The sequence below is a fragment of the Vagococcus humatus genome (genome assembly GCF_003950325.1).
Lineage (GTDB): Bacteria > Bacillota > Bacilli > Lactobacillales > Vagococcaceae > Vagococcus_C > Vagococcus_C humatus.
In genome coordinates, this window is record NZ_PXZH01000006.1 from 50,397 (window position 1) to 62,753 (window position 12,357).

The following is a 12,357-nucleotide window of genomic DNA, read 5'->3' on the forward strand; positions in this document are numbered from 1 at the left end:
AGTTAATGGAAAAAATGGGTAACCAGTAACCAATGTATAACAAAGCTATATACACCAATGCTTTAACAAGGTTACTAATATTATTCAAATGAGTAACCTTAACACCAACAAAAAGGAGATTATACAATGAAAGTTAAAATGATAGAGGGAACTAATTCATTAGATACCTTCCAGCTACAAAGAGGGGTAAGAAGATTAGACACTAGGGTTAATGAGTTCTTAGAAAATAACCCAGACATTGAGATTGTAACCATTAAGCAGTCCAGTGCTTCAAGTGGTGATAAAGACGATTTAGGAAGTATAACAACAGTATCAATTTTTTATAATGAAAAAAGAGCAAGTAATGACAATTCAATGGTTTAATACAGAACAGTACCCAACAGTATTTTTAGGAAATAGCGAAGCAAGTAAAGAGTATAAAGAACAGTTATACAAACAATTTGTGAGTCAATTTGGTTTTGACAAAGTAGCTGCTTATGAACGTGTGAAGAATTTAACCTATTTATTGGAAGGGAAACAAGGTTATAACAGTGGTAAAGAATACGACACACCACCAGCGTTACCATGCTTTTTAGACCATGCTATGTATTTTAGAAACACTAAACTTGATACTACAATAGTTGTTAGTCATCCTTATCAATTTGACTTAGAGCTTATGTCCGAGTTTTTAAACCAATTAAATCTAGAATCTATCGTCTGGTTTAATGATAAAAGTTTTTACATGACAAAAAGCACCCCAACAATAATGATTGGGGCACAAGAAAAATTAGAAAATTTAAACATGAATGCCAATAATCGAATTTGGCAATGTAGTTAAACCTACAAGTAAAAATAAAGCTAGAGTTAAAAAGATAATGAGTGAGAGACTAGAGATAATTTGGTTGCTGATCTGATACGTACAATATACGTTTCAGCCTTTACATCATCTTTCTCTATCTCTATCTCTTTCTCTAACTCTATACTCTGTGGGACATCCAGGGGACATTGTCCCAAATAATTTAGAGAACTCAAAAACGAGCAATGAAGATACATCATCTAACTCTGTCTCTAACTCTATTTCTAACTCTGGTGGGCATTTGTCCGACATTTGTCCAAACTAAAATGACTGTACCCACAAGTGGGTATGATTTCCCATTGAGGTAGTCGAAAATTCGGCATACGTGTCGAAAGATAAAATCACTTCTACCGCTATTACTAATAGTAATAGTGATGAGAGCAGCAATGATGAGCTGATAAGAACGATGTTAACCAGTGAGGTTTAGGCTAGGTTGTAAAAGATAGCAATGATGAGCTGACGGAAAAACCACTCGGACAATTGTTCCGAACGTTTAGCATATCAATGCTTATATATAAATAAAGGAGAGTAGAAGAATGTTTGATGACCTATACATGATTAATAGCTATTTTTGTTTACCAGATAAGATTAAGGAGCTAAAAATTGCTAGGAAGGAGCTTGAAACAATCTTTTACTCTCAAAATATGGCAACACGTACTGAATATACAGACATAGGAATAGTTACACGAGCGTTTAGATTGGAGAAAATGGTAATAGAACACAACATGGCTCAAGAGCTGCTTAATAAGCGTATAGAACGTAATGAGCTAAGACATAAGTATTTTACTAGCTACTTAGATTCATTGGCTGAAACAGACGTTAAACGCTTGTATCAACGCCATGCTTTAAATCAAAATGTATTTGTAACTGAACAATTAGAAGAACAAACGATAGATGAGATCAATGAAATTGAAACGTGTATCTGTTTACGAGAAGGTATTTTTGTAGAAGAGAAACTTCAAAAAGTGGAACTAACAGATGATTTTGAGACTAATTTAGATGTTTTAACTCAATTATTCGCAATTTAGGAGGGGTATTGTGCAAACAACTTATAGGCTAAGCCAAATACAGTATTTTTTAAGACAATGGAAAATGTTAGAAGCTAACAGAAACCAGTTAATGCCTAATGAAATCAAAAGAGCTAAGCTGCTATTTAACAGTTTATCTCAATTAGAAAAAGAAGAACTGAAGCTACTTAAAGAAAAATATTATGATACTAACAACTTAGCTAACTTTGATAAGAACAGAAAGTGTTATACAACTGCTATACCGGTTAATGATGAGGTAGTAGCTTATAAATTAAACGTAGAATCATTTGACTATAGCAATGAAAGAAGGCAAGTAGAACGCAAGCTAGGAGAAATCATGATAGAAACAGGTCAAAAGATTTTAAAAACTGAAGAACGTATCTATCTAGCTATAAACCCTATGCTTCATGTAAAGCATGTTGATTTTCCTTGTGATGATTCAGATTTCATTACTGGAGATATTGTTTTAACTACAAGCTTTTTAAATGATGAAAAACAAGTATTTAACATGACTGATCCATTAACCGTAAAATTAGTAACAAGATTAGAAAGATGTGGCTTTAAACGTGTAGCAATAAATTAAAACAGAGGAGACTATATCAATGGATAAAGTATATATTGAAAATGACGAAAAAAAAACAACAATAATGTTACCTAATTATGGAAATGTTACGCTTATAGTTCAAGATGGAAAAGTAATAAGATTAGAAACAAGTATAACACAAAAATTAAAATAAACTTACAATAAAACCATGTTTAAACTAGCAATAAACAAGCGATTGTGATATACTATATATAGTAATTAAATAATGTCTGACTAGAAAGCTAGAGGATATCTTAATGAGTTCACCAATAATTTGGTGGCTTGTAAGGTGTCCTCTTTTTTTGTTTTTTTATCAGCAAAGTAAGGAGGTGGATATATTGGATAGTAAATCATTTGAGTTATATGAGATTCTTAAAAAGCCAGTAAGCGAGGAAGCAGAGTACGAGTTCATTAATAAAATTTTCCCTATAGGTTCATGTATAAACCTAAAGAAAGAAGATCTTAAAGCTTTATATCTGACTAGCAAAGCAGCTATAGATATAGGAAAACTAGAAGTAAATTGGAAGGATATAGCTAAAAAACAGGAAGCTAGCCTAAAGGCTTTATTAAATAGCCTTAACGTAAATCCTGAAGACATATAAGTAAAAAGAAAGAAGTGATAAGGATGTCATTTGAAAAAACTATTCAAGAATTAAACAAAATCAGAAATGAAGAGTATGAACAATTAAGGTATGACCGTTCTGTTTGGGAAGGAAATTATCAAGGTTCAAACTGTTCAATGATTAACGTCGCAAGACAAGATGTTAGAACCCCTGAAGAACTAAGCAGCTTAGAGCAAACAAAACGTATGATAGATTTTTACGGTAAAGATCCATCAGATAGATTGAATGAAGCTACAGAAGACGAGTTACAAGAGTTAATGAACCTATATGATAAAGAGTTGTCTGAACATCAAGAAGCTACTACAAAGGCTATAACAAAACATCAAAGCAATCTACAAGCATTGGAAACAGAATTAAAGCGTGTACTAGATAAACACTCAACTAAGATTAAAGACAGTCTTAAAACATTAGCAGAACTTCAACGTGATGAAGTTTATCTATATGATTCTAAAGGAATTCCCACACCCTACAGTAATACAGGGATATTAGATTATGATAAACGTGCAGGACATTCTATCTCATCAGATGATAGATGCCTTAGCAAGTCAAAGAGTCCTAACTATCTAGCTTTACACCATAATTACAGTGCGTTAGAACAAGAGCTACTAACTAATCTAGCAAAGGCAGGTGAATAATATGAATCCAATTGACAGAGCAACAGCACAACATAAACGCTTGTCACCAGTCTGGAAGTTTATTATAGAAGAAGATTTCAAAGTAAAAGAACCATACTATAAATTAGAGACAGACACACATATCATTGTGGTAGAACGAGAAGGTTCTAATGATTCTACTTCATTCGATGGCTACTTTATTTCTAGTAAATATAATCATGCTAATGACTATGGCTTAAACTTAAAAGAAAATGAAAGAATCGTGCAAGCTATTCCTAAAGATAGTCTGCAATCAGTTGATTACTTATACTATGATGATCCGGACGAAACCGAAGATGAAAGAATTGCTTATATTAATAAAATGGATATTCAAAAGAATAAACCAGTTAAGTATCAATTTGATATACTCTCAACAAGCAAAAAAATTAAATCTATAGAATATGTTAAACGTCAACCTTTCAGCTATCAGCATGGCGTGCTATAAATATGTATCTCGTTATTTAAATAACTAACAAGTTTTTACTCCCTCCCATCGATTTTTGATACTATAGCGCCCTAAGGGAGAGACCGGTTGCTGGGGTCGATTAGCAGATATACCCTCTAAAATACGCACGATAGGGGGGGATACACTGAATATGATAACAACATTCTCTTTATAATCATTATTTATTCAACTCAATAAAAGCTCTATAAAATAATTATAGAGCTTTTTTACTGTATTTATTAACATGTTTATCTGATTGTCAGTTGTGCCAATTTCAACCTGATGCAAGTATTATATGCATCAGCTTTTAGATTTTATGAACTAATAATTAACTTATTTTCAATAAAGGGACAAGAGTAGATGTTTTGAAAGCTTACTATTCTTTATTATGATATCTATTGAAGGTGTATAAAAAATAATAAATTAATTTAATAACGACTATTTTTTTTAACTTTAGATATTATAAACTTAACAACAACTACGCTACACCATATAGCAGCAACAACTAGAAGAAGTTTACCTATAAAAACAAACAAAATTTTTATAAGAGCAACTAATAATTGAACCAGACCAATACCTAATATAATAGCAACTAATAAACCAACTGCCATCATGAAAATCATTCCTATAGCTATTCCTTCAAACATTGTTATCCCTGCTTTCTCTAGTTAGTTAATCATAAAATATTATTTATTTTCTTTTTTGCAATCTTAGACACGCTATTATAAATAAGTTCTGCAAGCAGCTAATATCTTTACTATTGCGGAAAATGCAAGTACGAAAGAAAATGATAATACAAGCGTTAAAACAAGTAATGATAAAAAACAAGACCGCCAACACCAACAACTATTACAATTAATCCCTCAAGACTCGAACACTGAAATGGACTGTTTACCGCCAGAAGCTAAGCATACAATTGTAGTATTATCTAGTAATTTACAACAAGCTTATGAGTGGACTGGTTTAATTTTAAAAACTAAAAATAAAGTAGCAAGAAAGCAAATAGCGGCTGGAATGACTGAAATAATTTAAATGAGGTATATTTTTTAACTAAACAAGTTTTATATGAGCCACTTACGGATGATTGTCCATACAAAAGACTAAACAGTGCCTTAAAATCAACGTCTGAGACATAAAAAAAGAGGCTGAAAAGTAAATTATTGAATTATTAAAAAAATAATAGGTGATTATATGAAAAATAGTGGAATGATATTAATACAGATTATAATCTATTCTTTGGTTGCGGTAAATGCTTAGTTAAATATAACTAGGGTATTACCAATAAAAATATTTAAAGAATTATTTCATACTAGAACCTCTAATTGAATTTGATTAAAAGGATACAAAAGTCTTAATACACGATTATCATACAATGTATATGTCTAAAAGCACCGAATGAGCTGCATTTGTTACTTCTAAATGAAAGTTATAGCATACATGATTGACAGTCTTGTATAAAGAATTTAATTATCTTGTAGATCACTAAATAATGAGATATTATATAGGGTAAACAAAACTCCTTGCTTAAATACGTTAATTTCTGTATAATTTGGTTGAATAAAAAAGAGCACATGCGCTAACATGTACTCTAGTGTAGACCGTTAAAAAGACGGTGACTTTATATTTAAATGTTGAACCATCTAAACGCCGGTCAAAGTTTTAGATGGTTATTTTTTTTGGTTAAATTTCAGAATTTCGATAACCAACAAAGCGAAACTTGTCGCTAATGTCAGTGACTCAAAAACTGTCAAAGGCTATTCCTTTCCAGGAGTATTATCAGTTAAATTTAACATAGGCATCACCCCTTTTTTCAAGAGATTAGCCACCATCTTTTCACTTTCTACAAAACTTATTATAACAGAGTATTTGTATAATCAAAGTATTAATAGATGAATAAACAGTCTAGTATAAACGCTAGGCTTTTTTTATAAACAAAATAAATAGTGATAGTGATAAGATGACTGAATTAGAATTTTAAACTAGATACTGAGGTGAAGCATAGATTATATGCACCAGATTAAATCTGATGTTCTTGTTTTTAGTTTACATAACTATTCTACCTATATATATATTATTTTTAAATCTTTTTTAAAACCTTTTTAGGTGGCTTGTAACCCTTGCGGCTGTAAGGGTTGTTATAGGGTATAGGATACAAAATGTATGCATATAGGGTACGATATTTACTTGAAGCCCTTTTTAAGTATAATGCTTTTAGGCAGTGATAAAGTGAATGAACTAACAGTGAAATATAAAAATGAATTAAATCATGTTCCGTTTAGAAAAATGAATAGCGTAGAAATGGATTTCTTTTTTTCTGTGTGTGCCAAAATAAAAACAATGAAGTTGCTCGATTTTCTTTTGAAGAATTAAAGAGTTTATCAAGATATAAATCTACTTCTTTGGATCGTTTTGTCAAAGATTTAGAAAGTACCAGAGATAAGATAATGAAGCTTTCTTACACTGAAAGAAATGGTTTAAATTCTGATATGTTTATATTATTTAGCAGGTTTAGAATCAATGCAGACGAGCAATATATAGAGGTCAAAGCGAATTCTGATTTTGCGTATATTTTAAATGAGTTGACTAATGAGTTCACACAATTTGAGCTGCAAGAGTTTACAAGCTTAAAATCTAGTTACTCTAAGACAATGTACAGGCTTCTAAAGCAATACAAGAGTACAGGCTACTACACAGTGTTTGTTAAAGACTTTAGAGAACTGTTAGATATTCCAGTTAGTTACAGAATGCGTGATATAGATACTAGGGTTTTCAAACCAATAGAAAAAGAGTTATCCCAATTCTTTGATTCCTTCCAAATTAAAAAGATAAAAGCTAAGAAAGGGAATAAGATTGAACGGTTAGAATTTTATTTTATGGAGAAAACGCCACCTATAGATGATTTACCTAAAGTGCCATTATATAACTGGTTAGAGGACTAAAATAGTCTAGTTTGTGTAAAGCTAATGCTTTAACATGCATTTACATTATGTAAAAGTGGGTGAAACATGGAAAATACTATACAGTACGTGAGATTTCAGAGCTTTTAGACATTAACAAATTACAAGTATATCGTTATATTGATAAACTCAATTTACAAAGTGATAAAACCATTAATAATGCTAAAGCCTATGGTACATAAACGATTAGGAGACTTTCTAATGAGTTAGGTTTATCATTTGATAAAGTGATTGATAAAGATAGTGACAAAAAGGTTGATAGTAAAGCATTATCATATGATAATCGTGATAATGGAGAGCTGTTACAAATGAAAAACGACATGATAAAACTATTGGAACAGCAGCTTTCTTCACAAGAGGATATAATAACGGAACAAGCCAAACAAATTGATAAGTTAACCCAGCTATTGGATCAAGAGCAGCAATTAAATTTAAAGAAAACTCACTTACTATTAGAGAGCCAAACTAAAAAAAGTTGGTGGTAGTTCTGGAAGTGAACACATAGACAAAGGGTGCGAATAATGTTCTTATCCTTTCGGTTAAAATCGCTCAACGAAGTTTTGCGCTCGTATTATTAGTACGAGTGATTATTTGCCCCTTTCCTAAGCATTGATGAAAAGGTAGTAAACAATGCTTACATGCTTTAGTAAAGCTAAGGATATCATTATTACTTATTTTTTGTATACAGTCGTGATGGTCACAACTCGATAATATTATATTATTACTGTTACTATTAAAGCTGTTACTATTAATATGGTCGTTTTGCGTATGCACGTTTAGGTCAAAGAAAAATGGTGTTGAGTATGTTAGGTGGAACAGGATTAATAAGTATCTGAATATTGATTCGCCACAAGTGGAGAAGATAGACGTTGCCATAAGTGGCTACGATTTAATTAAATTTTACTGATTGATATAGTACTAGTGTTAGTTTGCGTATATTACTGGTAACTGATAAAGGAGGGTTAACACGGATATAGAGTTCATGAGGTTATGTAAGAAACATCCTATCATGTCGCTGGTGTATATAATAGTAGGTAAAAGTTCATGGAGGACTAAACGAGTAATGTTTGAGGTGTGGAAGTTTGTAGTATTTGATTTTGATAAGTTAATATAATACCCCTGCACTTAATTGAGTGATTAATTAAAAATTGAATACGGTTTTGAATACGGTTTGACTACGGTTTCTAGAAACTTAATGAAAATAAAAAACCGTCAACGCTTGATACGTCAACGATTTAACAGTTAATGAAACTGATTGAATTCGAAAAATGGAGGCGGCGGGAGTCGAACCCGCGTCCAAGCATATCGCCCCCTGAAATTCTACGCTTATAGACATGCTACTTAAAGTTTCGCTCCCTGTATCGCCGCATGACGGGCTTTAAAGGTTGCTAGTCTGATAATCTCTTTCAGGCATTGCAGACGGAAACACCTGATGTATCCCACTGAGTTTGAGACCCTTACCTGAGCACATGGGCGATGCCAGGAGGATCTTCGCTAACTACTTATTAGGCAGCTAAAGCGAAAGAGTTGTTTTCGTTTTTTGCAGTTATATTTAACTGAGCGTTTTTACGTAGTCGCAACCTACGAAGCGCTATTCAAGCTCGAACTATACCTGTCGAATCCGTAACGCCCCCTTAATAAATAAAGGTACATTAGTACATCTAGTAGTGTAACATAAAAGAGAGCAAAATCAACCATTTTGCTCTCTTTTTATGCTAATCAAGTAGTTGGTAATGTTTTAAACCATGAATAATTCCACCATCAGTATTCTTTTTTGTGACAAAAGTAGCAATATCTTTTAAGTGTTCTACTGCATTTCCCATAGCGATTTTATAGTCACAAGCATGGAATAAATCTAAGTCATTAGGACCATCTCCAAAAGCATAGGTTGGAACTCCTTCAAGACCGCTATTTTTCAAGAATTGTTTGACACCTGTTCCTTTTGAATTACCTTTTTTAATCACATCAATAGCAAATGGACCATTTCTAAAGTAAGTAAAGTCAGGCAGAGCTTGATGGTACTGCTCATCTTGATCTTCGCCAATAATTAACATCATGTTAACATCTTGATGCTCATAAAAGGTTGGATCTAAGGGAGGCAACCCTGAATTGATATAACTGTAACATTTTTTAGCAGCATCAGAATAACCAGATAAATAAATGTTGTTTGGATTATAAAAAGCTAACTCTTGTCCTAGCTCTTGAGTTTTCTGATGTAGTTTTAAACAAGCGTCTTTTGAAAAAGTATCTGAAAAAATTCTTTCACCTTCATAAGTGACCACCTGACCATTCATCGTTACAGAAGATTTTATTCCTGTTTGGTTTAAAATAGATGTTATTTCTAGATTTGTTCGCCCAGTTGCGATAACAGGTATGACATGGTTGCGATATAACTCTTGCATTGAATTAGCAATTTCTTTAGTAATTTTAGAATGGCCATCTAATAATGTCCCGTCTAAATCAAAAAAGGCAATTCCTTTGATTTCTTTCATATTAAAAACTCCCTATTTCATTTAATCGTTCCTATCTTAACAAACTATTGCTTGAATAGCCATGATTGTGAAATAAAAAAGAGCGATATAATTTTGATTAAATTTTTTAATATCGTCTATATAATTGTTTAAACTCATGTATAATAAGGATTGAACACTAGTTAACTAACTTAGAACTAAGGGGGCTACTCTTGTGCATATTTTAATGATTGAAGATAACGAATCTGTTTCAGAAATGATGCAAATGTTTTTTTTAAGTGAAAATTGGGAAGGGACATTTGCTTATGATGGACAAGAAGGATTGGATTTATTTTTAGAAAAACCTGAATATTGGGATATGATTACATTAGATCTTAATCTTCCAACTAAAGATGGGGTAACGGTTTGTCGAGAAATTAGAAAAGAGTCTAAAACGGTACCGATTATTATGTTAACAGCGAGAGACTCAGAAAGTGATCAAGTTATAGGGTTAGAAATGGGAGCCGATGATTATGTGACAAAACCCTTTAGTCCTTTAACTTTAATTGCTAGAATGAAAGCTCTCCATAGACGTGCAGAATTACTAGATACAACGAAAGGGTCTGTTGATTCTGAAATTGAAACCTACGATATTCAAACGGATCATTTTTGTATGAATACTAAAACAAGGGAAGCTTATTTAAACAAGCAATTAATAGAAGGATTAACGCCTAAAGAATTTGACTTACTATATACGTTAGCTAATAAACCTAGACAGGTTTTTTCAAGGGAACAATTACTTGAGTTAGTTTGGGGATATCAGTATTTTGGCGACGAGCGGACAGTAGATGCCCACATTAAAAAGTTGCGACAAAAAATTGAAAAAGTTGGACCGCAAATTATACAAACAGTTTGGGGAGTCGGCTATAAATTTGATGACTCTGAGGCAGGAGAATAATGAAGTACTTGTTTCAACAAATGATTGCTTTCTGGACGATTATTTTAACGATTTTAGTGATTGTGGGAGTTTCCTTTACCCAGTTTACTAAACAAACAGTATTAAGTAGTACCTATACACAATTGACTGGGTATGCTGAAAATATTGTAACGGATATTCAAACAGAGCCTGAAAGATTATTATCTGATATTCGGGCCACTGAAACTGTGCTACAAAAACAAAATGTTAATTTGTTTTTATTAAATATGCACCAAAGAATTGAATTTCCAGAAGAAATTCGTGGAAGTTCAGCTCAATTTATCCCTAAAAAATCTTGGAATGAAGCGATTAGAGGTCAAGTGGTTCAAAATAGACTAGATGTAGAGCTTTCTAAAAAGAAAACGCAGGTTGCAGTTATTTTGTATCCAGTTGTGATTGGTAGTGACCCTCTTGGAGTGTTGGCAGTCGTCCAACCACTAAGTACTCTAGAGCGGAGTTTACAGATGTTAACCGATAACTTATTTAAAGGTTTTTTAATCTCGAGTATTATCGCTCTTGTTTTCAGTTATTTTATTGCTAAGTTTCAAGTGAACCGAATTAATCGCATGAAAAAAGCGACGAAAGAAATTTCACAGGGAAACTTTGATGTGAAAATCCAGATTAATGGAACAGATGAGTTAGATGAGCTAGCAGGCGATTTCAATAAAATGACTCAGGCATTAAAAGAATCTCAAGAAGAAATTGAAAGACAAGAAGATAGACGTCGCCAGTTTATGGCAGATGTCGCTCACGAAATGAGAACGCCTTTAACTACGATTAATGGCTTATTAGAAGGGATTGCTTACCACGCTATCCCACCTGAACAAGAAGAAAAATGTATTAGCTTAATGCGTAACGAAACCAATCGGTTAATTCGGCTAGTTAATGAAAATTTGGATTATGAAAAAATACGAAGCAATCAAATTCATTTAGCCATTCAAAAAATTGATGCAACGAAGACCTTACAAAATATAGTGATTCAATTAGAAGGTAAAGCTCAAACATCTCAAAATGAACTAGTTTTTACTGGAGATGAGGGGATCTTTGTTTACGCAGATTATGACCGTTTTGTCCAAGTGGCTATGAATATTATTCAAAATGCTATTCAGTTTACTGAAAATGGGCGGATAGAAGTATCGGTGTATGAAGCTGCGGAAGGAATCACAATGAAAATTTCAGATACAGGTATTGGTATGTCAGAAGAAGAAGTCAGAAATATTTGGGAAAGATACTATAAAGTAGATCCTTCTAGGAAAAATACTAAGTACGGAGAATCAGGATTAGGCTTGCCTATTGTCCAAGAGATTATTCGGTTACATCACGGAAAAATCGAGGTCGATAGTCAACAAGGAGTTGGAACTACCTTTTATGTGACTTATCCAAAACAAGAAAAAGAGTAAAAGAAAGTTGTTCTTTTACTCTTTTTCTTCAGGTTACACGCATAAAATACTTGGCTTCCTGCTATACCTTCTAAGCAATTTTTGTTACACTAACCAATAAGATAGACTAATTAAAAGGAATGAATAGGATGGAGAAAAATTATAATTACCCGCTGGATATGGACTGGTCACATGCCGAGTTAATGAAAGTAATGGCTTTGTGGCAAGGAGTAGAAAAAGCCTATGAAACAGGAATAAGTCAGGCTGATTTTATGGCTCTTTACCGAGAATTTAAAACAGTTGTGAAAAGTATTGGGGAAGAACGTCAATTAGGTAGAGAATTTGAAGAAGCTTCAGGTTACTCACTCTACCGAGTTGTTCAGCAAGCTAAAAATACTTCAGGCAAAGTGAAAATGCAAGATTAGGGG

The 12,357-nt window shown here is 32.6% G+C and carries 16 protein-coding genes and 1 other RNA gene; 14 read left to right on the forward strand and 3 right to left on the reverse strand.

Features of this window, described 5'->3' with window-relative positions:
• Positions 1-126 precede the first annotated feature (126 nt).
• From C7P63_RS08995 to C7P63_RS09030, 8 genes are all read left to right on the forward strand, one after another.
• Positions 127-363: a hypothetical protein gene (locus C7P63_RS08995; protein WP_125943821.1), complete on the forward strand. Its 237-nt coding sequence runs from the start codon at positions 127-129 to the stop codon at positions 361-363.
• Entirely contained in the window at positions 344-817 is a 474-nt protein-coding gene (locus C7P63_RS09000; RefSeq protein WP_125943822.1) for a hypothetical protein, read from the forward strand. Before C7P63_RS08995 ends, C7P63_RS09000 begins: the two co-directional genes overlap by 20 nt.
• A 554-nt stretch (positions 818-1,371) precedes the next feature.
• A complete protein-coding gene (locus C7P63_RS09005) occupies positions 1,372-1,863 on the forward strand; it encodes a hypothetical protein (protein ID WP_125943823.1) in 492 nt (163 codons plus the stop codon).
• Between the two features lie 10 nt (positions 1,864-1,873).
• The gene (locus C7P63_RS09010; protein ID WP_125943824.1) at positions 1,874-2,446 is read left to right on the forward strand and encodes a hypothetical protein; all 573 of its coding nucleotides are present in this window, start codon (positions 1,874-1,876) and stop codon (positions 2,444-2,446) included.
• Between the two features lie 19 nt (positions 2,447-2,465).
• Positions 2,466-2,600 carry a DUF2292 domain-containing protein gene (locus tag C7P63_RS09015; protein ID WP_125943825.1) on the forward strand — a complete coding sequence of 45 codons (135 nt, stop codon included), beginning with the start codon at positions 2,466-2,468 and terminating at the stop codon, positions 2,598-2,600.
• A 184-nt stretch (positions 2,601-2,784) separates the two neighbouring features.
• Positions 2,785-3,048, forward strand: a complete 264-nt coding sequence (locus C7P63_RS09020) for a hypothetical protein (RefSeq protein WP_125943826.1) — start codon at positions 2,785-2,787, stop codon at positions 3,046-3,048.
• 23 nt (positions 3,049-3,071) lie between these two features.
• A complete protein-coding gene (locus C7P63_RS09025) occupies positions 3,072-3,704 on the forward strand; it encodes a hypothetical protein (RefSeq protein WP_125943827.1) in 633 nt (210 codons plus the stop codon).
• Between the two features lies 1 nt (position 3,705).
• Positions 3,706-4,167, forward strand: coding sequence for a hypothetical protein (locus C7P63_RS09030; RefSeq protein WP_125943828.1), 462 nt, complete (start codon positions 3,706-3,708; stop codon positions 4,165-4,167).
• Between the two features lie 428 nt (positions 4,168-4,595).
• Here C7P63_RS09030 and C7P63_RS09035 read toward each other — a convergent pair whose 3' ends face one another.
• Positions 4,596-4,814, reverse strand: coding sequence for a hypothetical protein (locus C7P63_RS09035; RefSeq protein WP_125943829.1), 219 nt, complete (start codon positions 4,812-4,814; stop codon positions 4,596-4,598).
• 235 nt (positions 4,815-5,049) lie between these two features.
• On the opposite strand from C7P63_RS09035, the gene C7P63_RS10285 reads away from it, so the two are divergent.
• From C7P63_RS10285 to C7P63_RS10290, 3 genes are all read left to right on the forward strand, one after another.
• Positions 5,050-5,199, forward strand: coding sequence for a hypothetical protein (locus C7P63_RS10285; RefSeq protein WP_165863812.1), 150 nt, complete (start codon positions 5,050-5,052; stop codon positions 5,197-5,199).
• A gap of 1,286 nt (positions 5,200-6,485) precedes the next feature.
• Entirely contained in the window at positions 6,486-7,106 is a 621-nt protein-coding gene (locus C7P63_RS09040; protein WP_341538930.1) for a replication initiation protein, read from the forward strand.
• Positions 7,107-7,432: 326 nt separating this feature from the next.
• Entirely contained in the window at positions 7,433-7,609 is a 177-nt protein-coding gene (locus tag C7P63_RS10290) for a hypothetical protein (RefSeq protein ID WP_165863813.1), read from the forward strand.
• 781 nt (positions 7,610-8,390) lie between these two features.
• Here the strand turns inward: C7P63_RS10290 and ssrA are convergent.
• Positions 8,391-8,758: a transfer-messenger RNA gene (gene ssrA / locus C7P63_RS09045) on the reverse strand.
• Between the two features lie 81 nt (positions 8,759-8,839).
• Entirely contained in the window at positions 8,840-9,616 is a 777-nt protein-coding gene (locus C7P63_RS09050; RefSeq protein ID WP_125943830.1) for a Cof-type HAD-IIB family hydrolase, read from the reverse strand.
• Between the two features lie 193 nt (positions 9,617-9,809).
• Between C7P63_RS09050 and C7P63_RS09055 the strand changes: the two genes are divergently transcribed.
• The 3 genes from C7P63_RS09055 (at position 9,810) to C7P63_RS09065 (ending at position 12,354) form a co-directional block, all read left to right on the forward strand.
• Positions 9,810-10,532: a response regulator transcription factor gene (locus C7P63_RS09055; RefSeq protein WP_125943831.1), complete on the forward strand. Its 723-nt coding sequence runs from the start codon at positions 9,810-9,812 to the stop codon at positions 10,530-10,532.
• Positions 10,532-11,950, forward strand: a complete 1,419-nt coding sequence (locus C7P63_RS09060; protein WP_125943832.1) for a sensor histidine kinase — start codon at positions 10,532-10,534, stop codon at positions 11,948-11,950. Before C7P63_RS09055 ends, C7P63_RS09060 begins: the two co-directional genes overlap by 1 nt.
• 128 nt (positions 11,951-12,078) lie before the next feature.
• Positions 12,079-12,354 (forward strand): UPF0223 family protein, encoded by a 276-nt coding sequence (locus tag C7P63_RS09065; protein WP_341538931.1) that lies wholly within the window; start codon positions 12,079-12,081, stop codon positions 12,352-12,354.
• Positions 12,355-12,357: the final 3 nt, after the last annotated feature.

What these genes read in the sequence shown, in the direction of transcription:
- C7P63_RS09025 (WP_125943827.1), top strand. Translation starts at nt 3,072, where the DNA reads ATGTCATTTGAAAAAACTATTCAAGAATTAAACAAAATCAGAAATGAA.
- C7P63_RS09000 (WP_125943822.1), top strand. Translation starts at nt 344, where the DNA reads ATGACAATTCAATGGTTTAATACAGAACAGTACCCAACAGTATTTTTA.
- C7P63_RS08995 (WP_125943821.1), top strand. Translation starts at nt 127, where the DNA reads ATGAAAGTTAAAATGATAGAGGGAACTAATTCATTAGATACCTTCCAG.
- C7P63_RS09050 (WP_125943830.1), bottom strand. Translation starts at nt 9,616, where the DNA reads ATGAAAGAAATCAAAGGAATTGCCTTTTTTGATTTAGACGGGACATTA.
- C7P63_RS09005 (WP_125943823.1), top strand. Translation starts at nt 1,372, where the DNA reads ATGTTTGATGACCTATACATGATTAATAGCTATTTTTGTTTACCAGAT.
- C7P63_RS09065 (WP_341538931.1), top strand. Translation starts at nt 12,079, where the DNA reads ATGGAGAAAAATTATAATTACCCGCTGGATATGGACTGGTCACATGCC.
- C7P63_RS10290 (WP_165863813.1), top strand. Translation starts at nt 7,433, where the DNA reads ATGAAAAACGACATGATAAAACTATTGGAACAGCAGCTTTCTTCACAA.
- C7P63_RS09060 (WP_125943832.1), top strand. Translation starts at nt 10,532, where the DNA reads ATGAAGTACTTGTTTCAACAAATGATTGCTTTCTGGACGATTATTTTA.
- C7P63_RS10285 (WP_165863812.1), top strand. Translation starts at nt 5,050, where the DNA reads ATGGACTGTTTACCGCCAGAAGCTAAGCATACAATTGTAGTATTATCT.
- C7P63_RS09015 (WP_125943825.1), top strand. Translation starts at nt 2,466, where the DNA reads ATGGATAAAGTATATATTGAAAATGACGAAAAAAAAACAACAATAATG.
- C7P63_RS09030 (WP_125943828.1), top strand. Translation starts at nt 3,706, where the DNA reads ATGAATCCAATTGACAGAGCAACAGCACAACATAAACGCTTGTCACCA.
- C7P63_RS09035 (WP_125943829.1), bottom strand. Translation starts at nt 4,814, where the DNA reads ATGTTTGAAGGAATAGCTATAGGAATGATTTTCATGATGGCAGTTGGT.